The sequence below is a fragment of the Nonomuraea bangladeshensis genome, from assembly GCF_039529455.1.
Lineage (GTDB): Bacteria > Actinomycetota > Actinomycetes > Streptosporangiales > Streptosporangiaceae > Nonomuraea > Nonomuraea bangladeshensis.
Genome location: NZ_BAAAMV010000003.1, coordinates 171,431 through 193,304, shown reverse-complemented (window position 1 = coordinate 193,304; position 21,874 = coordinate 171,431). Strand labels below are relative to the sequence as shown.

Sequence of the window (21,874 nt, the reverse complement as noted above, 5' to 3'; positions counted from 1 at the left end):
CGGCCCCGCCGCTTACCTCCGCCGAACGCCGTCTGAGCCACACTCGGCTCCGTAGCCGAAGGAAAGGGCCGGAGAGAAGCCATGCGGGTGCTGGTGGTCGAGGACGAGCACGTGCTCGCCGACGCGATAGCCGAGTGGCTGCGTGAGGAGACGCACGCGGTCGACCTGGCGCACGACGGCGAGGCGGCGCTCGAACGCCTCGCGGTCAACGACTACGACGTGGTCGTGCTGGACCGCGACCTGCCGCGCGTGCACGGCGACGACGTGTGCAAGGAGCTGGTGGCCTCCGACTCGGCCACGCGGGTGCTCATGCTGACCGCTGCGGCCCAGCTCGACGACCGGGTGACGGGGCTGTCCATCGGGGCCGACGACTATCTGCCGAAGCCGTTCGCGTTCCCCGAGCTGGCCGCGCGGGTGCTGGCGCTCGGCCGGCGGTCGCGGCCCGCCGCGCCGCCGGTGCTGCGGCGGGCCGGGATCACGCTCGACCCGGCGCGCCGCGAGGTGTTCAGGGACGGGCGGTTCGTGCCGCTGGCGAGGAAGGAGTTCGCGGTGCTCGCCGAGCTGCTGCGGGCGCAGGGCGGCGTGGTCTCGGCCGAGCACCTGCTGGAGAAGGTCTGGGACGAGCACGCCGACCCGTTCACAGGGGCGGTCCGGCTCACCGTGCTCAAGCTGCGCCGCAAGCTCGCCGGCCCGCCCGTGATCGAGACCGTGCCGGGAGTGGGGTATCGGATCGGATGACCGGACGCTGGCGGCCGCGCGGGCCGCGGACGTTGCGGCTGCGGCTCACTCTCGGGTACGGCGCGATCTTCCTGGTGGCGGGGCTGGCGCTGCTCGGGGTCACGTACGTGCTGTTCGACCAGCAGCTCACACGGTCGTTCGAGGACCGGTTCGTCGCCGCGCCCGGCCTGCACAAGCAGTTCTTCATCGTCAACGGCGACGTGCAGCTCACCGGGGACGCGGCCGTCGAGTGGCTGCGGCGGCAGGAGCTGGAGCTGCGCGGGGCCGCCGGCACCTCGCTGCTCGCGCAGGGCGTGCTCGCGCTGGCCGTGGTCGGCGGGGCGGCGATCGCGTTCGGCTGGGTGGTGGCCGGGCGGATGCTGGCCCCGCTGCACCGCGTCACCGACACCGCCCGCCGGATCGCGGCCGCCCCGCTGGCCGAGCGCGGGCTGCACGAGCGGATCGCGCTGGAGGGCCGCCCGGCGGACGAGGTCAAGCGGCTCGCCGACACCTTCGACACGATGGTCGAGCGGCTGGACCACTCCTTCGACGGGCAGCGCAAATTCGTCGCGAACGCGTCCCACGAGCTGCGCACGCCGCTCACGCTCAACCGGGCGCTGGTCGAGCTGGCCATGCACCGGCGTACGGCCTCGCCGGACGTCAAGGAGCTGGGCGAGAGCCTGCTGGAGATCAACGCCCGGCACGAACGGCTCATCTCCGGTCTGCTGCTGCTGGCCCGCTCGGAGCAGGAGATCGCCGACCGCTCGCCGGTGGACCTCGCCGACGTGGTGACGCACGTGGTGCGGCAGACGGCCGGCGACGCCGCCGCGGCCAAGGTCACGGTGTACGAGGTGGCCGGCCAGGCGCCCGTCACCGGGGACGCGCTGCTCCTCGAACGGCTGGTGCACAACCTGGTCGAGAACGGCATCAGGTACAACCTGGACGACGGGAGCGGGTGGGTGCGGGTGGTGAGCCGTACGGTGGCCGACGGCAAGGCGCAGATCGAGGTCAGCAACACCGGGCCGGAGGTGCCGCCGTACGAGGTGCCGCCGCTCTTCAAGCCCTTCCACCGGCACGGCGCCGAGCGGGTGGTGACGGCGCGGAGCGCGGGGCTCGGGCTGTCGATCGTGCGCTCGATCGCGGTGGCGCACGGCGGCGACGTGAGCGCCCGCCCCCGCGAGGACGGCGGCCTCGTCGTCACCGCCACCCTCCCCCGCGCCCGCCAGTGACCGGCCGTCAGTCCCCGCCGAGCAGCGCCCGCAGCGTCGCGTCGGCCCGCCCGGCCTCGACGGTGACGATGTCGTACGCCGCCACCCCCGCCACCGCGAACGGATCCTCGGCCACCGCCCGCTCGACCCGCTCCCGGTCGCCGACGGCGAGGATCACGCCGCCGAGGTCGTCAGGGACCGTCTGCCCGGACAGCAGGAACATGCCGTCGGCATGCCACCGCTGGAGGTAGGCGACGTGGCCGGGGACATGCGGCGCGACCTCGGCGGGCGGCGCGGTGTAACGCACCAGCAGCACGTGCAGCACCGGCGGGCTCTCATCGGCTGGTCGATCACTCACCTCGGGCGCCTTTCTCCCTCGCGGCTCGCGCTGTGCGGGCACCACCCTGCCAGGCCGGGCCGACAGAATCGGGGTATCGGGGCCGGGGGCGCGGGTAGTGATCGCGGAAACGCACGGGAGGAAGTCGCTCATGTCCGCTCCCTCGATCCCCCGCTTCCACCTGGCCGTGCCCGTGGACGATCTCGACGCCGCCCGGCACTTCTACGGCGAGCTCATCGGCTGCGCCCAGGGCCGCAGCTCCGACAGGTGGATCGACTGGAACCTGTACGGGCACCAGTTCGTCACCCATCTCGCGCCAGGCGCCGCCGGGGAACGGGCGCGCAACCCGGTGGACGGGCACGACGTGCCGGTGCCGCATTTCGGGCTGATCCTGACGATCCCGGAGTTCCACCGGCTGGCGGACCGGCTCGGGGCGGCCGGCGTCGCGTTCGTCATCGAGCCGTACCTGCGCTTCGCGGGCCTGCCGGGCGAGCAGTGGACGATGTTCCTGCTCGACCCGGCGGGCAACGCCCTGGAGTTCAAGGCGTTCGCCGACGACGCGCAGATCTTCGCGGTCCACTAGCCGAGGGCGGCGGTGCGCAGCGAGCGGTAGAGCAGGCGGGCGTCGCCCAGGTGGTGGCGCAGCAGCTTCTCCAGGCCGCCGATCGGCACGAGGTTCTGCGGCGCCCGCGGGTCCTTGTAGTCGACGCCGGCGAGCGGCGGCAGCGCCAGGGTCACGGCGTCGGCGAGCCGTACGACCTGGGCGGGCTCCAGCTCGGCGCTCGCCTCGCAGCGCGCGACCCCCGCCCACGGGGCGGAGGAGCGGACCGGCAGCCGGACGTACCAGGCGTGCCGCCGCCAGCTCGTGCCCATGAGGAACACCGGCGTCCGCTGCCCCGGCGCGAGCGCCGCCACCACCGAGGACTGCGGTGGCGGGAGGTAGGCCGTGTGGTGCGTCTTGATGTAGCCGACCGTGCGCGGCAGGTGGGTGCGGCCCCGCAGCGGGCCGTCCACCAGCAGCAGGTCGTCGCTCTCCGTGCGGTGGCGCACCGCCAGGTCCACTTCGAGCTGGGTGACCTGCCGCTGCAACGCCAGGGACAGCTCCTCGAAGCTGGCGTCGGCGGCCTTGCTCGGGTGGTATGTGGCGTGCGGCGTCTTGACCTCGGGGGTGTTCGGGGAGGCGGAGATGAGCGTCCTGCTGACCTCGATCGCGGCCAGGTCGGCGCCCTCCGGGCCGCAGCGGACGATCCCGGCCGCGTACGAGGCCGCGATCCCCGGCACCGGCATCGGCGCCCCGGGGTCCTCGACCCAGACCCGCGCGTCCACGCGGCGTACCCCGTCGGCGACCAGCAGCGTCGTCGGCGGGACCGCGTCGGGCGCGGGCGTGACCGGCTGCCAGGCGGCGGGCTGGAGCTCGACGTCGAGCACCAGCTCGGCGCTGGTGGCGCCCATCTCGGCGATGTTCTCGACGGCGAGCGCGGCGGCGTAGCCCGGGTCCCACGGGTCGACCGTGAAGCCGCTCACGCGATCCCGGCCTTGCGGACGTGGGAGCCCTTGCCGTCGCGGCTGACCTCGAAGCGCACCGGCACCCGTTCGGCCAGCGCGGGCACGTGGGTGACCAGGCCGATCATGCGGTCCTGGCCGGCGGCCAGGCGTTCGAGCGTGGTGGCGACGGTGTCGAGGGTGGCCGGGTCGAGGGTGCCGAAGCCCTCGTCCAGGAAGATCGAGTCGAGGCTCTTGGCGACGGACCCGGACAGCGCGAGGGCGAGGGCGAGCGCGGCCTGGAAGGTCTCGCCGCCTGACAGGGTGCGGGCGCTGCGCCGCAGGCCGGCCTCGGCGTGGTCGATGACCTCGATGTCGCCGGTGCGGTCGGCGAGCGCGAGCTCGTACTGGCCGTCGGACAGCTCGCGCAGCGTCTCCGAAGCCGTGGCGACGAGCACCGCCAGGGCCTCGGCGCACAGCCAGCGCTCGAAGGCGTTGGCGCGCAGCCGCAGCGCGAGCTCGTGGGCCACCTTGGCCTCGTGCTCCTTCATGGCGACCCGCTGCTCCAGGTCGGCGGCGCGCTTGCGTTCCTCCCTGAGCCGGTCGAGGTCGCTCTCGGCGCGGGCGAGCGCGCCGGCGACGGCGGCGCCGAGCTGGTCGGGCGAGGCGTCGCGGGGCGTGGCGACGCCGTGCTCGGCCAGGCGCTCGGCGAGCCTGCGGCGGTCGGCGGCGAGGCGGTCGCGGGCGTCGGCGAGCTGCTTCTCCCGGGCGGCGAGGGCGGCGCGGGCGGTCTCGGCGGCCCGGTCGCGCCAGGCCAGCAGCTCGCTCCAGGCCCGGTGCAGGTCGTCACGGACGAGGGGCGGCGGCGCGTCCCCCTGGACCTGCTCGTCCCCCTGGGTCTCCTCGCCGCTGTCCGACGGGGCTCCGGGCCCGAAGCGGCCGCCGGAGACGAGGAGGCGGTCGCGGGCGGACTCCAGCGTCTGCCAGGCCGACGCCGTCTGGCGTTCGACCTGGTCGGCGTGGTCGCGGGCGCGCTGCAGCCGGCCGCGGGCGGCGCGTACGGCGGCGCGGGCCTCCCCCGCCACCGCGTCCGCCTTGGCGATCTCCGCGAGCCGGGCCTCCAGCTCGGCGCGGTCGCCGGGCGCGGGCAGCGCGGCGAGCCGGGACTCCAGCCCTTCCGCCTGCCTGGCCAGCAGCGACGCCGACGTCTCGGCCTTGGCGTGCGCGGCGCGGGCGCGCTGGGCCTGCTCGCGCGCCTGGGCGAGGGCGCGGTCGGCGGTGCGCATGTCGGCGGGCGAGCGGTGCAGCGGCAGCTCGGCGACCGGGTGGTGGCAGACCGGGCACGGCTCGCCGACGGCCAGCCGGTGCACCAGGTGGGCGGCGGCGTGGGCGTCGCGCAGCCGTTCGCGCCGCTCCTCGGCCGCGCCGGCGGCCTGCTCGGCGCTCTCGGCGGCGGCGACGAGGTCCGCGAGGCCCGCGAGCGCGGCCTCGGCCTCGGCGCGGGTGCGGGCCGCGTCGGCGGCGAGGCGTTCGCGGGCGTCGAGCGCGGCCAGTTCCGCCCGCGGCGCGCCGCGGTCGCCCAGCGCGGCCAGCGCCTCGAACGCCTCGTGCTCGTCGGCCTCCAGCGTGGCGACCTCGCGGGCCAGCGTCTCGACGGCCTCGGCGGCGGCGCGGCGGGCCGAGGCCAGGGTGGGGACGGCCTCCGGCATGGCCAGCCTGGCCAGCACCGCCTGCCGTTCGGCGACGGCGGCGCGCTCCTGCTCGGCGCGGCGGATGTCGCCCTCGCGGGCGCGCAGCAGGTCGAGGTCGGCGCCGATGGCGTCGGAGAGCCGGCGCAGCGCCTCCATGCGCTCGGCCAGCTCGCGCTCGGCCTCCTCGCTCGCGCCGGACAGCTTGGCGAGCTGGTCGCGGGCGAAGGACGCCTCCTGCCTGGCGCTCTCCTCCTCGCGGGCGGCGCGCTGCCTGATCAACTCGTACACGTCGGCGTCGAGGAGCTGCACCAGCAGGTCCTGGCGTTCGCGCGGGGCGGCGTGCAGGAACTCGGCGAAGCGGCCCTGCGGCAGCACCACGCACTGGGTGAAGAAGCGGTATTCGAGTCCGGTGACCCGCTGCGCCTCGGGGGTGACGCCCTCGCCCTCGGCGAGCGGCTTGACCACGGCCTCGAACGCCTGCTCCAGAGGCGCGGCCGGGTCCAGCTCGTCGAGCCGCGCCTCCTTGGTGCGGACCGCGCCCTTGGCGTCGCGCACCATTGCGCGGACCACGCCGTAGCGGCGGCCGTCGCTGTCGAAGACCATCGCGACCTTGCCGGCGGCGACGGACGGCGCCAGGGCGTGCGCGACGGCGCCCTCCCTGCCCCAGCGCGGCACGGTGCCGTAGAGGGCGAAGCAGACCGCGTCGATGATCGTGCTCTTGCCGGCGCCGGTGGGGCCGACGAGTGCGAAGTAGTCGGTGTCGGAGAAGTCGACGACCACCGGCTCGCGGAAGCTGCCGAAGTGGTCGAGGTGGAGCAGCAGGGGGCGCATCAGCCGGTCACCTCGTCGTAGAGCCGGTCGAACAGGCCGGCCACCTGGTCGTCGTGGCGTCCGGTGGCGGCGAGGTAGTCGCGGAACAGCTCGCGGGGGCTGCGGCCGGCCGTACCGGCCCGGCGGGTGGCGGGCACCGGGCGGAACTTCTCGTCCAGCATGACGTCCACGGCGGCGCCCGCGAGCAGCTCGCGTACGTCGTCGGCGAGCCCGACCCGGGGTTTCTCCTCCACGACGACCTTGAGCCAGTCGTCGCCGGGGTCGATGCCCTCCAGCTGCTCCAGCGTGCCGCGTACGGTGCGGAGCCGGCGGGCGGAGGAGAAGGTCAGCTCGCGGACCACGGCGGGCCGGCCGGGCGAGACCTCGACCAGCAGCGCGCCGGGCACGTTACCCTCCTCGCCGAAGTCGACGTTGAGCGGCGAGCCGCTGTACCAGATCGGGCAGGGGCCGGGGATCTGCTGGCGGCGGTGCAGGTGGCCGAGCGCGGCGTATTGAGTGGTGGTGGGGAAGGCGGTCGGCTCGAAGTAGTACGAGAAGATCGACTGGGCCTCGCGCTCGCCGCCGCCGAACGCGCCACCGGGCAGGGTGCCGTGGGTGGTGACGAGGTTGACGGTGTCGCCGTGGAAGCCGGCGGTGAGCGCGCCGATCAGCTCGCCGATGCGGGAGGCGTAGTCGCGGTTGTGCTCGGCGGCGGTGCCGGTCAGCACCTCGGCGGCGCGTACGACGTAGCGGTGCGACAGGAACGGCAGCACCGCGAGGCGTACCGGCTCGCCCGTACGCGCGGTGAAGGCGAGCGTGCCGCCCGCGTCGGGGCGGCGGAAGACGCCGACCACGTGCAGGCCGAGCTTGCCCAGCACGGGCCGGTAGACCTCGAGGAGCTGCGCGTTGTCGTGGTTGCCGGCCAGCACGACGACGTCGCGGTTGTCGCCGCGCAGCGCCATGAGCGCGCCGAGCACCAGCGACTGCGCCTCCGGCGTGGGCGCGGAGGTGTCGAAGAGGTCGCCGGCCACGATGACGGCGTCCACGTCGTGGGTGCGGGCGGCGGCGACCAGCTCGCGCAGCACCTCCCGGTGCTCGTCGAGACGGGACCGGCCCTTGAGCACCTTGCCCACGTGCCAGTCCGCGGTGTGCAGGATCTTCACGAGACCACCTGTGTGTCAGAAGGGCGGGATGTCGTCTTCGATGGCGGACGGGAGGCCCTGGAACGGGTCGCCGCCTGTCCTCGCGCCCGGTCTGTCGTCGGCCCGGGGCGCGGCCTCGGCGGGCCGGGTGGCCCAGGCGGGGAACGGGAAGGCCACGGCCAGCGGCACCGGGATCTCCGGCTGGGCCACGAACATGGTGCCCGGCTTGGCGATCGTGGCGCGCTCGCGGACGGCCGGGGGCATCCAGCCGTACTCGGAGCGGGCGGCCTCGGCCGGGTCGAGCCGCCCGGCGACGCGGACGGCGCTGTTGGAGACGATCCGCCGCTCCACCTCGGAGGCGGTCTGCTGGGCGCCGATGAGGATGACGCCGAGCGAGCGGCCCCGCTCGGCGACGTCCAGCAGGATCTCCTTGATCGGGGAGTCGCCCTCGCGCGGCGCGTACTTGTTGAGCTCGTCCAGCACCACGAACAGCAGCGGCTTGGCGCTGCCCGAGGACTCCTTGCGGTGGAACTCGCCGCGCAGCACCACGCCGACCACGAACCGCTGCGCCCGCTCGGGCAGGTTGTGCAGGTCGACGATGGAGACCTGGGCGTCGGAGGTGCTGACCGAGTGGCTGCGGTAGAAGGGCAGGTCGCCGCGGACGATCGGGGACAGCGGGCGCACGGCGCTGCGCAGGCGGCGCAGGAAGGCGTTGACGGTGCCGAGCGGGGTCTGCGCGCCGGTCCAGTCCCTGCGGGTGTCCTCCTCCTGGAGCTGGTCGGAGAGCATCTCGACGAGGTCGGCGAAGGTGCGGCAGGTGGTGCCCTGCACGCGTACGGCGCCGCCGTCGCCGATCGGCTCGGCCCACGACTTCAGCCGGGCCGCGACCTGCCCGACGAGCAGGGAGTAGCCGGCCCGCTCGTCGTCGGCGTCGGCGAAGACGAAGCGCAGCAGCTCCTCCTGGCAGAACTCGACCAGCGTCCAGTAGAAGGCGCTGACGCCCTGCGTGCGGGCGGCGACGTGCGGGACGCCGTTGGGGTCGTTGGGGCGCGGCGGGGCGAAGACGTGGACGCTGCCGAAGGCCCGCGCGGGCAGCCCGAGCCTGGCGTAGCCGTCGCGGGCGCGCTGGTCGAGCCGGGTGTTGTCGTGGTCGAGGAAGAGCAGGTCCTCGCCCTTGACGGAGAAGATGAGCGCCTTGGTGTTGGCGGACTCGGCGTCGAGCACGCCGGAGTTGAAGATCGAGTAGAGCAGGAACGTGGCGAAGGAGGTCTTGGTGGCCACGCCGGACACGCCGGAGATCGACACGTGGGCGCCGCGGGTGCCGTCGAGGAAGTCGAAGTTGACGTAGAGCGGCTGGCCGTCGCGGCCCATGCCGAGCGGGATGCGGCGCTCCATCACGTCGAAGTAGAGCGCCTGGTCGCGGTCGCCGGAGCCGGCCAGGTAGACCTGGGAGCCGGGCAGCGGCGGCACGAACACCTCCGGCTCGACCCGGGTCACCCGCACCTCGGCCACCTCGACCACGGCGGCCGGGAGCGCGCCGTCGGCGATGAGGAACACGTCGGAGTCGTACGCGGCGCCCTCGTGCCGGGCCTCCACCGTGGTCACCACGCCCGCGACCAGCACCGGGCCGTGGCCGGGCACCTCCCGCCTGGTCACCACCACGTCGTCGAGCTGGAGCACCCTGCCCGGCTCCAGGCCCACCCAGAACGACAGCGGCGAGGCCGCCTGCGTGCCGAGGACCCGCCCGACCACCTCACCGGTCACCTGCGCCCCGCCTGCCGCTGTCGCCGCCTGCGGGCTCGCCGCTCCGTTGACCGTCACCAATCCCTCCGCCCCCAACCAACGCCCTTCCCAAGGAGGGTAGTAGGGCGGGCGGGGTGCGTCCGGCTCATTCGGCCGCCGGTACCCCTTTTCAGCCGCCGGTGCGCGTGACGGGAACGCGGTGGACGCGCAGCTCGTGCGCGCCGTCGGCGCGGGTCATCTCGTAGTAGAGCCACCAGTGGTCGTCGTGGAGCAGCGCGTCGAGGTAGCGGACCGAGCCGGTGCCGTACGGGGAGGTGACCCAGGGGCCGTACTCGGACAGCCGCCGCCAGGAGAACAGGTCGGCGGAGACGGCGACCCCGCAGCGTTCCTCGTAGTTCTCGGTGTGGGAGGCCGAGCCGTCGTAGAAGCCGACGTAGCCGCCGCCGGGCACGGGGACGACGCTGTTGAGCCGGGCCTGGTAGCGGTCCCAGCCGGTGCCGACGGGCAGGACCGTGCCGCGCCAGGTGAACGACTCGCCGTCGAGGCTGGTGGCCAGGCCGGTCGGGTGGACGGTCGCGCCGACGTTGTAGATGTCGGCGGTGGCGTGCGCCTCCGGGTCAGGGCGGTCCATGGGCGCGGCGTAGCTGGCGAACAGGTACGTGACCGGCCCGGCCCGCAGCACGAACGGGTCCTTGACCCCTTCGGTGCCGGTGGAGGCCGCGGTCAGGACCGGCCGGGCCCGGGTGACGTCGAACCGCGACGGGTGCTCGGCGGTGAGCGCGTCGATGCGCCACCGGTTGTCGGCGGGGTCCACGTACGACAGGTAGAGCCGGTAGCCGCCGCTGACCGGCATCAGGCAGAAGCGTTCCATGGAGGGGGTGCCGAGCTCGTCCTTGTGCACGCTCCACACGTCGGTGAACCGCAGGCCGTCGTCGCTCACGGCCACCGCGCACTGCCAGCCCCGCTCGGCCGCCGCGCCCCTCGGCCGCCGCCGGCGGTAGGTGAGCCAGAACCGCTCGCCGTCGTGCAGGACCCCGGCCGCGCCGCTCCAGTAGCCCGGCTCGTCCTTCTCCGGCTCCATCACCACGGAGCCCGCCACCGGATCGAACGCGGACAGCGGAGCGAACACACGATTTGCCACTTTGTCTACCTTTCGTACAAGAAACTGTCCAGGGCGACGGCGGCTCCGCCCACGACCCCGGCGTCGCCGCCGAGGGTCGGACGCTCCACCCGTACCATGTCGCGCAGCACGGGGAACACCTTGGCGCGCAGCGCGGCGCGCACCCGGTCGAAGACCGGCTCGGGAGCCGTGCGGAAGATGCCTCCGAGCAGGATCAGCTCGGGGTTGAGCAGGTTGACCACGCTGGCCAGGCCCGTGGTCAGGTGGCCCGCGACCTCGCCGAGCAGCTCGTCGTCCAGCTCGGCGAGCGGGTCGGGCGAGGGGCGGCCGAGCCGCTCCGCGAGGTACGCCTCCGACACGACGGTCTCCAGGCAGCCGGTCGCGCCGCAGGCGCAGGTCCTGCCCTTCTCGCGTACGCGCAGGTGGCCGAGCTCGGTGACGCCGTACGCGCCGGGACGGAACGGCTGCCCGCCGATCACCAGCCCGGCGCCCACGCCGGTGCGGACGTGGACGTAGAGGAGCGGGTCCGCGCCGCCGGTCGCGCCGTAGCGGCTCTCGGCGAGCGCCATGGCGCGTACGTTGTGGTCCACGACCGCGGGGACGCCGAGCGCGGGCTCCAGCAGGTCGGCGAAGGGCACGTCGCGCCAGCCGAGGTTGACCGACAGGACGTTGCGGCGGTGCTCGGCGTCCACCGGGCCGGGGGCGGCGACCCCGACGCCGAGCAGCCGACCGTCGGGCAGGCCCTTGGCCAGCAGGGACGCCTCCTCGGCGATGCGCGCGACCACCCGTCCGGGCCGCTCGGCGGGGTCGAAGGCGAAAGACGCGCTCCGCGTCACCCGGGCCCTGAGGTCGCACAGCCCCAGCTCGACGGTGCCCGCGCCGACCCGTACGCCGATGACGTTGCGCGCGTCGGCCCTGATGCCGATGCCCGTGGACGGCCGGCCGACCCGCTGGCCGGCCCCCTCCACGGCGCCCTCGGCGACCAGGCCCTCGTCGAGGAGCTGGCCGACGACCTTGGTCATGGTGGTGGCCGACAGGCCGAGCCGCCGCGCGAGGTCGGCGCGCGGCTGGACGCCGTCGTCGCGCAGGCTGCGCAGCACGAGCCGCAGGTGGTGCCTGCGCACGTCCTGGACCGGTGAGATCCGCTCGCCCATCGTCGCCCCTTAAGTAACTACTGGTGAGAAAATAAGGCTTCCGTCCGAATTAGGCAATATGTCGCGAATCTGGGGCGTCGGGGTCGTAGGCTGCCCGCGTGATCAGCCGTGCCGCCCAGGTGGAGTCCCTCCTGTCGGCCGCCGTCGTCGGCTGGGAGCCGGTGCCGCCCTGGTCCGTGGCGCGGGCGCGGCTCGGCGCGGGCGGGTCGGCGATCGCCAAGTGGACACGCCCGCACGTGCTCCAGGCGCGGGACGACGGCCGGCGGACCCGTACCGAGGTGGCCGCGCTGCGCTTCCTCGCCGACGACCTGGGACTCGACCTCGCGCCGCGCGTCCTCGCCGCCGACCTGGACGGCGGCCTCGTGGTGCTGGAGGACCTGTCCCCGCGTACGCCGCTGGACGGGCTGCTGCACGCGGACGGCCCGGCCCCGCACGCCGCCCGGCTCGCCGCCTTCGGCCGCGCCCGCGGCACCCTGAGCGCCGCCACCGCCGGCCGGGCCGCGGCCTACTACGCCCGGCGGGCCGCGCTCGGCCCGGTCTCCCCCGCCGAGGACCGCGCCGGGCACCTCGCCGGGCACCACGAGCGGGGGCTGCGGGCGTCCGCCGACTTCGGCGCGCCGGTCACCGGCCGCGCGGCGGACGAGCTGGCCGCCGCCGTGGCCGAGCTGCGCGAGCCCGGACCGTTCCTGGCGCTGAGCAACGGCGACCCGGAGAGCAACAACGTGCTCGTCCACGCCGCCGGCGAGCCGGACGCCCGGCTCATCGACTTCGAGTTCGCCGGGTACACGCACTGCCTGCACGACGCGGTCTGCCTGCATGTCCCCGGACCCGGCTGGCTCTCGGTGGCCGATCCGGGGCCGGCCGCCGCGCACCGGCGGGCTTTGGCGGCGGGCGTGCCCGAGGCCGAGGACGACCGCCGCTACGGCTTCGGCCTCGCCGCGGCCTGCCTCTGGTACGCCCTCGTCCGCGCCGAACGCCTGCCGGCCCTCGACGCCCGCCCGCCGGGCGACGACAGCCGGGCCCAGCTCGTGGCGACCCTGGAGGCGGCGGCCGGCGTCGCGAAGGGCGCGCTGCCGCACCTGGCGGGCTGGGCGGACCGGACCGCCGGACTGCTCCGCCGCCGCTGGCCGGACGCGGACCGCGATCTCGGCGGGCTGCCGCCGTACACGCCGCGCCGCCGGATTCCCGACCGGGCCTAGCGGGAGCCGATCCCGGCCAGCTTGTCGGGGTTGGTCACCGAGTAGATGCCGCTGATCAGATCGCCGTCGGGCGCGAGCTCCACGACGACGACGGCCAGCGGGCTGTCGCCGGAGAAGACGAGCGCGCACGGATCGCCCGCCACCCGCCGGTAGCGGAGGTCCAGGCTCCCGTCGGGCAACGTCGCGGCGACCGACACGAACAGGGCGGCCACCCGGTCGCGGCCGTGCACGGGACGCAGGCTGGTGGCCGGACCCTTGCCGCCGCCGTCCGTCCACAGGGTCACGTCCGGCGCCAGCACCTCCAGCAGGGCCCTCAGGTCCCTGCCGAGCGCGGCCTCGGCGAACCGCTCGGTGACCCGGGCGTGGACGTCCGGCTCGGCCCGCCTACGGGGGCGCCGCGCGTGCACGTGGCGGCGGGCACGGGCGGCGAGCTGGCGGACCGCCGCCGGCGTGCGGCCCAGGATGCCCGCGATCTCCGGATGGCCGTACCCGAACACCTCGTGCAGCACGAACACCGCCCGTTCGAGCGGCGACAGCGTCTCCAGGACCACCAGCATCGCCATCGACAACGACTCGGCCCGTTCGGCGGCGGCGGCCGCGTCCTCCTCGACCGTGATCAGCGGCTCCGGCAGCCAGGGGCCCACGTACGTCTCCCGCCGGCGGCTCAGGTCCGCGCGGCGGGCCAGCGCCTGGTTCACCGCCATCCGCACCAGATAGGCCCGCGCGTTCTCGACCGGCCCCGCGGCCAGCCTGTCGCGGCGGGCGGACCAGGCCAGCCACACCTCCTGCAGCGCGTCCTCGGTGTCGGCGACGCTGCCGAGCATGTTGTAGACCACCGAGAACAGCAGCTCGCGATGGCCGAGGAACTGCTCCGTGGCGGTCGCGTCCCCTGGGGTCGATGTCATGGCGAACCTCCTCATCCGCCGCCGAAGAGCTCCGTCACGCCCGAAGTGTGACATCGACGCCCGATGTCACACCCGTCCGCCGGGACTCCTCTCTGGTGGCGTCACGACTGATGGAGGAGATTTCGATGCGTACGCTGATCCGCGACGTCCGGTTGTTCGACGGCGAACGGTCCGTCCCGAGGACCGACGTGATGATCGAAGGCGGGTCGATCACCGCGGTCGGCCCCGGCCGGTTGGCCGACGCCGAGGTGAGCGGCGCGGGCAGGACGCTCCTGCCGGGGCTGATCGACGCGCACACGCACGTGTTCGACGGCAGCCTGGCCCAGGCCCTGCGGCACGGGGTCACCACGGAGCTCGACATGTTCTGCCTGCCGCGGATCCTCGGCGAGCAGCGCCGGCTCGCCTCGGAGAGCGACGACGTGGCGGATCTGCGCAGCGCGGGCACCCTGGCCACCGCACCGGGCGGGCACCCGACCCAGCTCCTGGCGGCCCTGGCCGGCACCGTGTTCGCCGGGCTCGACGCTCCGGAGATCGAGTTCGTGTCCGACCCCGCGCAGGCGCCGGCGTTCGTCCGGGCCCGGCTGGCCGAGGGAGCCGACTACCTCAAGATCGTCATTGACGACGGCAGGGTGCACGGCGCCGACCTGCCGGCGATGACGCCGGACGTCGCCACCGCCCTCACCGGGGCGGCGCACGACGCCGGGCTGCGGGTCGTGGCCCACGCGATCACCGCGTCCGAGGTGGAGATCGCGCTCGACGCCGGCGTGGACGGCCTGGCCCACGTGTGGACCGACCTCCCGCCCGGCGACCCGGCCTCTCGGCGGCTGGCCGAGCGGGCCCGCCGCCAGGAGGTCTTCGTGGTGACCACGCTCGCCTATTTCGAGGCGATCACCGCTCAGCACGTCAGGACCGCCGACTGCGCGCGTCCCGGCAGCTCGGCCAACGCCGCCGGCGCGCTGCGGGACCTGCACCGGGCCGGGGTGCCCCTGCTCGCCGGGACGGACGCCACCCCGTTCACGCCCACCCACGGCGCCGGCCTGCACCGCGAGCTGGAGCTGCTCACCGAGGCGGGGCTCAGCCCCGAGGAGGCGCTGGCCGCCGCGACCAGCGTGCCCGCCCGGCACTTCGGCCTGGACGACCGCGGCAGGATCGCCCCCGGTCTCCGCGCGGACCTGGTGCTGGTCGACGGCGACCCGACCCGTGACATCACCGCCACGGCCTCCATCGTGGACGTCTGGCGTCGAGGAGTGCGCCAGACCCGCTAGGCGAGACCTTGCCGACACGCACGGATAGTGGAAACTTGAACCCTTCGTCCCCATCCGTCCGGGAGCCTTCCGTGCGTGTCGCCCTGCTCGTCCCCCTCGCCGCCCTGCTGTTAGGAAGCGCCCCCGCGGCCGCCGCGGCCCCCGAGGTGCTGGACTACACGTGCACCACGACCGCGACCGGCGACAAGCAGAACGTCAAGCTGAGCGTCGAGCTGACCGTGCCGGCCACCGGCGGCGTCCAGCAGCACCTGACGATCACCTGGAAGGGCTCCTACTCCGGGTCGGCGCAGCTTCTCGCGCCCGCGACCGGCCTGGAGGCCGGGCTCAACCTGTTCGCCTACGCCGGCATCAGCGGCATCCCCGGCCTGACCTCGGCCACGGGCGTCGCCCAGCTCACCGGCGTCTCCCCCGGCGCGCCGATCACGCTCCCCACGACGACGGTCAACCTGACGACCACCCCGTCGCAGGCGGGCACGGGCAAGGTGCACGCGGCGTCCGTCAACTTCGGTCCCAGCCCGCAGGATCCGGTGATCGAGTGCGAGCTCCCGAGCACCGCCAAGCCGGTGGACCACCCGCTGACGATCAGCGCCACGGGCGGGTCGCCCAGTCCGACCCCGACGTCGAGCACCACCCCGAGCCCGACCCCGACCCCGACTCCCACCCCCACTCCCACTCCCACTGATGACGAGGAGGAGGACCCGGAGGACGACGCCACGGAAAGCTCCACGGCGGTGCCGTCCGGCGGCGTCTCCACGGGAGGCGGCGGCGAGGCCGGTCCCGACGGGCGGGTGCTGATCCTGACCGGCTCCCTGCTGCTGCTGGCCGGGGGCACGGGCCTCGTCCTGCGCCGCCGCCGGCCGGCGTCATGAGCGTGATCGCGAATGTGACCAGGAGCACGTGCCCGAGAGGGGGCCCCGGTATTCCCCGGTTGCGAAGGTTAGCCTAACCTTAGCTTCATGACTGAGGAGATCTCCCTCCGCGGCGCGGAGCTGTGCCTGAGCTACCACGGCACCCCCGTGGTCCAGGACGCCCGTATCGCGCTCCGTCCCGGCCGCGTCACCGCCCTGGTCGGCCCGAACGGCAGCGGCAAGTCGACCCTGCTGCGCGCGCTGGCCCGGCTGCACCGCCCCGACAGCGGCGCGGTGACCCTGGCCGACGGCTCCTCAGCCCTGGACCTCACGCCCCGCGACTTCGCCCAGCGGGTGACGCTGCTCTGCCAGAGCCGCCCCACGCCGGGCGGCGTCCAGGTACGCGACGTCGTCGGCTACGGCCGCCACCCCTACCGCCGGCGCTGGCGGGCCGGCGACCCCGAGGGCGAGGTGGCCGTCGCCCGCGCGATGGAGCTCACCGGCGTCGCCGTCATGGCCGACCGTCCCGTGGACGAGCTGTCCGGCGGCGAGCTGCAGCGCGTCTGGCTGGCCACCTGCCTGGCTCAGGACACCGGCGTGCTGCTGCTCGACGAGCCCACCACGTTCCTGGACCTGCGCTACCAGGTGGAGCTGCTGGACCTCGTCCGCGACCTCGCCGACGACCACGGCGTCGCCATCGGCGTCGTGCTGCACGACCTCAACCAGGCCGCCGAGATCGCCGACCACGTCGTCCTCCTGCAGGGCGGCCGGGTCCGCGCCGAGGGCACGCCCGCCGAGGTCCTCACGACCGAGCTGCTCACCGCCGCCTACGGCATCCGGATCGAGGTCGCCTGCGACCCCCGTACGGGCACCGTGAGCACCCGCCCGGTCGGCCGGCACACCCGCGCGGTCCCGGTCGCCGTCTGATCTCCCTCAGCACCCTCTCCCCCGATTCACCACACGTCAGGAAAGACCATGCGCAAGACCCTGCTCGCCCTCGCCTCCACCGTCCTGCTCGCCACCGCGTGCGGGACGACCGAGGCCCCCGTGACCGAACAGGCGGGGCCGAGCGGCAGTCCCTCCGCCGCCACCAAGATCACCGTGACCGACAGCCGTGGCAAGGAGATCACGCTGGACCGGCCGGCGACCAGGGTGGTCAGCCTGGAGTGGGCCGAGACCGAGATCCTCGCCTCCCTCGGCGTCATGCCGGTGGGCGCGGCGGACGTGAAGGGCTACGCCACCTGGGACACCGCCGCCAAGCTCGACGACTCGGTCAAGGACGTCGGCACCCGGCAGGAGCCCAGCGTCGACTCCATCAGCGCCCTCCAGCCCGACCTCGTCGTGATGGAGGCCTCGCGGGACGCGCCGCTGATCGGGCAGCTGGAGAAGTTCGTGCCGGTGCTGGTGACCAAGGGCAGCGATGGCAGCGACAACATCAAGCGCATGCGTGACGACGTCGACATGATCGCCAAGGCGGTCGGCAGGACCGACCAGGCGACCAAGCTGATGGCCGACTTCGACGCCGCGATGGCCGCCGGCAAGCAGAAGCTGGCCGACGCGGGCGCCGCGGGCAAGCCGTTCGTCATGGCCGACGGGTGGAAGCAGGGCAGCACCATCTCGGTCCGCCTGTTCGGCAAGGGCTCGCTGGTCTCCGAGATCGCGGGGCAGCTCGGCCTCACCAACGCCTGGACCGGCAAGGTGGACGAGCAGTGGGGCCTCGGCACCACCGACGTCGAGGGCCTGACCGCGCTCAAGGACCCCGACATCCGCTTCTTCTACAACGCCTCCGACGGCGACGACGTCTTCGCCGACGGGCTCGCCTCCAACGCCATCTGGAAGTCGCTGCCGTTCGTCAAGAGCCAGCAGGTCCACAAGCTGCCCAACGGCATCTGGACCTTCGGCGGGCCGCTGTCGGGCCAGCAGTTCGCCGACGCGCTGGTGAAGGCGTACGCGGGTTGAGCAACGCGCCACGACCCGGCTCGGGCGCGCCGGCCGGGCCGGTTCTCGCGCCCGAGCCGCCGGGCACGCCGCTGCGGCGGCTCGGCGCCGCCGGGGTCTTCGTGCTCGCGCTGGTCGCCGTCGTCGTGGTGGCGGCCGTGCACGTGACGCAGGGCACCTCGTCGATCGGCGCGTTCGACCTGCTGGCGCTGCCGTTCGGCGGCGACGAGGAGGCAGCCCGCGTGCTGCTGGCCTCCCGGCTGCCCCGGCTGCTCGCCGGGGTGGCCGTGGGCGTCGCGCTCGGCGTCGCGGGCTCCCTGCTGCAGTCGGTCGCGCGCAACCCGATGGCCGCGCCGGACACGCTGGCCGTCAGCTCCGGGGCGTACCTGGCGGTGGCGACGGCGGCGGCGTTCGGGCTGGCGCTGCCGCTGCCCCTGTCGGGCGGGCTCGCGCTGGTCGGCGGCCTCGCCGCGGCCGGGCTGGTGATGGCGCTGTCGGCGGGCGGGCGCGCCGGGACGACCCGGCTCATCCTCGCCGGGTCCGCCACCGCCCTGGCGCTCCAGTCGCTCACCAACCTCGTCATGATCCTCTTCGAGCAGGAGACCACCGGGCTGTACGCCTGGGGCAGCGGCTCGCTCGTGCAGAGCGACTTCGGCGCCGTCGCCCAGCTCGGGCCGCTCATCGCCGCGGTGCTGGTGGCGGCGGTGCTGATCGGGCCGCGGGTGGACATCCTCGGCCTGGGCGACGACACCGCCGCAGTGCTCGGCGTGAACGTGCGCCGGATGCGCGGCTGGCTCGTCCTGATGGCCGTGCTGCTGGCGGCGGCCGCCGTGACGATCGCGGGGCCGATCGGGTTCGTCGGGCTCTGCGCGCCGGTGATCGTGCGCCTGCTGCCGAGGACCATCCCCGGACTGCACCGCAACCGGGCGCTGCTGCCGCTGTCCGGCCTGGCCGGCGCGCTCATCGTGCTCGGCTCCGACATCCTGCTGCGGGCCGCGCTCGGCGGGCAGGCCGGGGTCGAGGTGCCGCCCGGCGTGGTCACGACGATCCTCGGCGCGGGCGTGATGATCTGGCTGGCGCGGCGCTACCGGGACGCGGGGCCGACCCGCAGGCCGCCTGCCGTACGGACCGGCGGGGCCCGCGGTCGCGGGGCCTTCCTCACCGTGGTGGCGGTCTGCGCGGCGCTGCTGGTCGCGGCGCTGGTCGCCGGTCTGCTCGGCGGCGACCGGTGGCTGCTCACCGGCGACGTGCTCAACTGGCTGCAGGGCCGCTCGGGGCGGGCGCTCACGTTCGTGCTCGACCAGCGCTGGCCCCGGGTGCTGGCCGCCGTGCTGGCGGGGGCCGCGCTGGCCGTCGCGGGGGCCGCGGTGCAGGCCGTGTGCCGCAACCCGCTGGCCGAGCCCGGCGTGCTCGGCGTCACGGCCGGGGCCGGGGTGGGGGCGATCTCGCTGCTGGCCGCCGCGCCGCTGGCCGGCGTCTGGATGATGTCCGTCACCGCCGGCGCGGGCGCGCTGGTCGCGTTCGCCGTGGTGTACGCGCTGTCGTGGCGCGGCGGGCTGCACTCGGACCGGCTGGTCCTGATCGGCATCGCCATGCAGGCGGCCTGCTCGTCGGTCACCGTGCTGATCATCGTCAAGTCCGACCCGTGGAACACCGCGCTGGCGCTGACCTGGCTGTCCGGCTCCACGTACGGCCGGGTGCCCGCCCAGCTCGTCCCGGTGGTGCTGGCGCTGCTGGTGGCCGTTCCGCTGCTGGCCTGGCTGCGCCGCGACCTCGACCTGCTCGCGCTGGACGAGGACACCCCGCGCGTCCTGGGCGTGCCCCTGGAGCCCGTCCGCCTGGCCGCGCTGGGCGCGGCGGTCGTGCTGACCAGCACGGCGGTGTCGGCGGTGGGCGTGGTCGGCTTCGTCGGCCTCGTCGCGCCGCACGCCGCCCGCGCCCTGGTCGGCTCGCGGCACGCGCGGGTGCTGCCGGTGGCGGCCCTGCTCGGCGCGTTGCTGGTGAGCCTCGCCGACACCCTGGGCCGTACGGTCATCGCCCCCGCCCAGGTGCCGGCCGGCCTGGTCACGGCGCTGATCGGCACGCCGTACTTCGTCTACCTGCTCTGGCGGGCCCGCGCCCAGGCCGACGCGAGCTGAGGCGTACGCCGCGAGCCGGGGCAGACTGGACGGATGACATCAACCGATCATCGACCGGTCAGCCCGTTCGAGGAGCGGCTGTGGGCGGCCCACCAGGACGGCCAGACCGCGTTGTGCCTCGCCCTGCTGCGGGACACGGAGCTGGCGCTGCCGATCACCGCGGCCGCGGCGGCCGGGGACGAGCCGCCCGCGTGGGCGACGGTCGCGGACGGTCCGCGTACGTGGGTGGTGGCGTACACGTCGGTGGAGGGCATGCGGCTGGCCACCGGCGGGGCGGCTCAGCACGGCCGGATCGCCGCGCTGCCCGAGCTGGCGGCGGGCTGGCCGGACCCCTGGTGGGGGCTGGCGGTCAATCCCGGGCTGTCCGCCGCCTTCCTGCTGGAGCCGGGGACGGTCGCCAGGCTGGCGGTCCCCACGCTGATCCAGGACCTGCGGCTCGCCCCTGACTCGGGGGTGCCGGCGGTGCAGAAGCTGCTCGCGCCCGCCGACATCCACGACCTGCTGACCGGCGGCGAGCCGCGGATCTCCGGCTACTGCCACCACGCGCTCGACGTCTCGCACATCGCCACGCCGGACGTGCTCGCCGCGGCGCTCGGGCAGCCCGGCATGCTGACGGACGACGGCTCGCTGAACGTGCTGCGCTGGCGGCCCGCCGGCCTGGAGCTCTACCTCACGCCCTACGGCGGGACCGACGAGGAGAGCCGCGCGGCGGTCGCCGGCTGGGTGGTCGAGGAGCCGCCGTTCGTCGGGATGGGCCTGGTGCCGAGCGTCGACCACGTCATCCGCGAGTACAAGGTGTACGACGTGCCGCTCCCCCACGGCGCGGAGATCTGGGAGCTGACCGCCGAGGGCGCCGAGCACCGGCGCGCGATGTACCACGGCGACCTGCGGCGATGGCTGCTCATCGGGACGCGGGCGGCATGAGCGGGAGCTTCTACCTGGCCCGCTGGCAGGGCGCCGACTACCCGGCCAGCCCGGAGCCGCACGCCATGGAGCTGTGGATCCGGCTGCGGAGCCCCGAGCCGCTGGACGGGTTCGAGGAGGTCGAGCCCGGTTGCCACGTGCGTACGGTGCCCGCGCCGGAGTGCGAGGCGCTGCACCTGGTGCGGACCGTCTGCCGCTGGCGGCAGGAGTCGTTCCTCGTACGGGAGGAGCGGGACGGGCAGCTGTGCCTGGAGTACCTCGGCGGTTCCGTGCTGACGGCACGCGGGCTCGGGCTGGAGCGGATCGAGCGCGGGGTCTACCGGCGATGGGTTCCCCGGGAGGAGGTGTCGGATCTGCGCGAGCACGCCATGCCGCTAGATGTCGGGATTCAACACTTTTGATAGATCTCTTGCCTTCTGTTGTTCATGTGACGGAAACTGATCGGTAACACGTGAGTGACGTCGGGGACGTGTGAGCTTGGCAACGGGGGTTTGTCGCGTGGAGTCGTCGGAACGGCCGGACGCCGCCGCGATGCGCGCCTACGCCGACGAACTGCGCGAGATGTTCCGGCAGATCTCCGACGCCGGCCAGGAGCTGCACGAGAAGGCCAGAACCCTGCGGACCACCGCGAAGTCGCGCGACGGCCTGGTGACGGTGACCGTCGGCGCCCGCGGCGAGCTCGTCGGGCTCGACCTCGATCCGCGCATCTACCGCCACCCTGACGCGCGCCGCCTGGCCGGCACGATCCTCGACACCGTACAGCGGGCCACGGACCAGGCGCGCGAGCGCGTCGTGGAGATTTTGGAGCCGGTCGTCCCACGCGACGAGCTCCTCGCCCACCTCGACGGCGACCTCGACACCGCCATGGCCCGCTTCGCCGAACGGATGGAGGGCAAAAGGTGAGGCTCTGGGACGGCACGCAGATCGCGAAGCCCGTCGTCTACCGCGGCATCACGCAGTGGACGACGATGGCCGACGAGCTGAGCGGGGAGGCCGCCCGCCTGATCGCCCAGGTCAAGGCCGCGCTCGCGGCCGAGCCGTGGGGCGCGGGCGCCGAGGGCCGGTCCTTCTACGCCGCCCACTTCCAGGGCGACGGCCCGAACCGGATGCTCACCCAGTACGAGGACCTCGCCGAGGCCATCGTCGACGCCGGCACCAGAGTGCGCGCGAACGTCGACAACACCCTGCTCACCGACGCCGACATCAAGAACGACCTGCAGGCCAACCTGACGATGCAGGTCTGACCCCGGCGA

21 protein-coding genes are annotated in these 21,874 nt (G+C 74.5%); 13 read left to right on the top strand and 8 right to left on the bottom strand.

Annotated features, from left to right (window positions below):
• Positions 1-81 precede the first annotated feature (81 nt).
• Together ABD292_RS09070 and ABD292_RS09065 are read left to right on the top strand one after the other, a co-directional pair.
• Positions 82-738 carry a response regulator transcription factor gene (locus ABD292_RS09070; protein WP_344206615.1) on the top strand — a complete coding sequence of 219 codons (657 nt, stop codon included), beginning with the start codon at positions 82-84 and terminating at the stop codon, positions 736-738.
• Positions 735-1,946, top strand: coding sequence for a sensor histidine kinase (locus ABD292_RS09065; protein WP_344206614.1), 1,212 nt, complete (start codon positions 735-737; stop codon positions 1,944-1,946). Before ABD292_RS09070 ends, ABD292_RS09065 begins: the two co-directional genes overlap by 4 nt.
• A 7-nt stretch (positions 1,947-1,953) precedes the next feature.
• On the opposite strand, the gene ABD292_RS09060 is transcribed toward ABD292_RS09065, so the two are convergent.
• The gene (locus ABD292_RS09060; RefSeq protein WP_344206613.1) at positions 1,954-2,283 is read right to left on the bottom strand and encodes a YciI family protein; all 330 of its coding nucleotides are present in this window, start codon (positions 2,281-2,283) and stop codon (positions 1,954-1,956) included.
• Between the two features lie 130 nt (positions 2,284-2,413).
• Here ABD292_RS09060 and ABD292_RS09055 point away from each other — a divergent pair, with 130 nt between their 5' ends.
• Complete coding sequence (locus ABD292_RS09055) at positions 2,414-2,845, top strand: VOC family protein (protein ID WP_344206612.1); 432 nt, start codon at positions 2,414-2,416, stop codon at positions 2,843-2,845.
• On the opposite strand, the gene ABD292_RS09050 is transcribed toward ABD292_RS09055, so the two are convergent.
• The 6 genes from ABD292_RS09050 to ABD292_RS09025 form a co-directional block, all read right to left on the bottom strand.
• Positions 2,842-3,786 (bottom strand): hypothetical protein, encoded by a 945-nt coding sequence (locus tag ABD292_RS09050; protein ID WP_344206611.1) that lies wholly within the window; start codon positions 3,784-3,786, stop codon positions 2,842-2,844. The two genes, ABD292_RS09055 and ABD292_RS09050, sit on opposite strands and share 4 nt — an antisense overlap.
• Positions 3,783-6,266: an AAA family ATPase gene (locus ABD292_RS09045; RefSeq protein ID WP_344206610.1), complete on the bottom strand. Its 2,484-nt coding sequence runs from the start codon at positions 6,264-6,266 to the stop codon at positions 3,783-3,785. The genes ABD292_RS09050 and ABD292_RS09045 overlap by 4 nt, the downstream gene beginning before the upstream one ends.
• On the bottom strand, positions 6,266-7,408 hold the full coding sequence (locus tag ABD292_RS09040; protein ID WP_344206609.1) for an exonuclease SbcCD subunit D: 1,143 nt from the start codon (positions 7,406-7,408) through the stop codon (positions 6,266-6,268). The genes ABD292_RS09045 and ABD292_RS09040 overlap by 1 nt, the downstream gene beginning before the upstream one ends.
• Before the next feature lie 15 nt (positions 7,409-7,423).
• On the bottom strand, positions 7,424-9,208 hold the full coding sequence (locus tag ABD292_RS09035) for an ATP-binding protein (protein WP_344206608.1): 1,785 nt from the start codon (positions 9,206-9,208) through the stop codon (positions 7,424-7,426).
• 91 nt (positions 9,209-9,299) lie between these two features.
• Positions 9,300-10,271, bottom strand: coding sequence for a glycoside hydrolase family protein (locus ABD292_RS09030; RefSeq protein ID WP_344206607.1), 972 nt, complete (start codon positions 10,269-10,271; stop codon positions 9,300-9,302).
• A gap of 5 nt (positions 10,272-10,276) precedes the next feature.
• Positions 10,277-11,404: an ROK family transcriptional regulator gene (locus ABD292_RS09025; protein ID WP_344206606.1), complete on the bottom strand. Its 1,128-nt coding sequence runs from the start codon at positions 11,402-11,404 to the stop codon at positions 10,277-10,279.
• A 98-nt stretch (positions 11,405-11,502) separates the two neighbouring features.
• Here ABD292_RS09025 and ABD292_RS09020 point away from each other — a divergent pair, with 98 nt between their 5' ends.
• On the top strand, positions 11,503-12,603 hold the full coding sequence (locus ABD292_RS09020) for a hypothetical protein (RefSeq protein ID WP_344206605.1): 1,101 nt from the start codon (positions 11,503-11,505) through the stop codon (positions 12,601-12,603).
• On the opposite strand, the gene sigJ is transcribed toward ABD292_RS09020, so the two are convergent.
• Complete coding sequence (gene sigJ / locus ABD292_RS09015; RefSeq protein WP_344206604.1) at positions 12,600-13,508, bottom strand: RNA polymerase sigma factor SigJ; 909 nt, start codon at positions 13,506-13,508, stop codon at positions 12,600-12,602. The genes ABD292_RS09020 and sigJ overlap by 4 nt on opposite strands.
• Before the next feature lie 125 nt (positions 13,509-13,633).
• Between sigJ and ABD292_RS09010 the strand changes: the two genes are divergently transcribed.
• The 9 genes from ABD292_RS09010 to ABD292_RS08970 all read left to right on the top strand — a co-directional run bounded on the left by ABD292_RS09010 (position 13,634) and on the right by ABD292_RS08970 (position 21,865).
• Entirely contained in the window at positions 13,634-14,773 is a 1,140-nt protein-coding gene (locus tag ABD292_RS09010; RefSeq protein ID WP_344206603.1) for an amidohydrolase family protein, read from the top strand.
• A 71-nt stretch (positions 14,774-14,844) separates the two neighbouring features.
• The gene (locus ABD292_RS09005) at positions 14,845-15,642 is read left to right on the top strand and encodes a hypothetical protein (protein ID WP_344206602.1); all 798 of its coding nucleotides are present in this window, start codon (positions 14,845-14,847) and stop codon (positions 15,640-15,642) included.
• Positions 15,643-15,729: 87 nt separating this feature from the next.
• Positions 15,730-16,548 (top strand): ABC transporter ATP-binding protein, encoded by an 819-nt coding sequence (locus ABD292_RS09000; RefSeq protein WP_344206601.1) that lies wholly within the window; start codon positions 15,730-15,732, stop codon positions 16,546-16,548.
• Between the two features lie 48 nt (positions 16,549-16,596).
• Complete coding sequence (locus ABD292_RS08995; RefSeq protein WP_344206600.1) at positions 16,597-17,580, top strand: ABC transporter substrate-binding protein; 984 nt, start codon at positions 16,597-16,599, stop codon at positions 17,578-17,580.
• Positions 17,577-19,697: an iron ABC transporter permease gene (locus ABD292_RS08990; RefSeq protein WP_344206599.1), complete on the top strand. Its 2,121-nt coding sequence runs from the start codon at positions 17,577-17,579 to the stop codon at positions 19,695-19,697. The genes ABD292_RS08995 and ABD292_RS08990 overlap by 4 nt, the downstream gene beginning before the upstream one ends.
• Positions 19,698-19,730: 33 nt before the next feature.
• Positions 19,731-20,621 carry an SseB family protein gene (locus ABD292_RS08985; protein ID WP_344206598.1) on the top strand — a complete coding sequence of 297 codons (891 nt, stop codon included), beginning with the start codon at positions 19,731-19,733 and terminating at the stop codon, positions 20,619-20,621.
• Positions 20,618-21,022 carry a hypothetical protein gene (locus ABD292_RS08980; protein ID WP_344206597.1) on the top strand — a complete coding sequence of 135 codons (405 nt, stop codon included), beginning with the start codon at positions 20,618-20,620 and terminating at the stop codon, positions 21,020-21,022. The genes ABD292_RS08985 and ABD292_RS08980 overlap by 4 nt, the downstream gene beginning before the upstream one ends.
• 97 nt (positions 21,023-21,119) lie before the next feature.
• Positions 21,120-21,524, top strand: a complete 405-nt coding sequence (locus ABD292_RS08975) for a YbaB/EbfC family nucleoid-associated protein (protein ID WP_344206596.1) — start codon at positions 21,120-21,122, stop codon at positions 21,522-21,524.
• Entirely contained in the window at positions 21,521-21,865 is a 345-nt protein-coding gene (locus ABD292_RS08970; RefSeq protein WP_344206595.1) for a hypothetical protein, read from the top strand. Before ABD292_RS08975 ends, ABD292_RS08970 begins: the two co-directional genes overlap by 4 nt.
• The last annotated feature ends 9 nt before the right edge of the window (positions 21,866-21,874 follow it).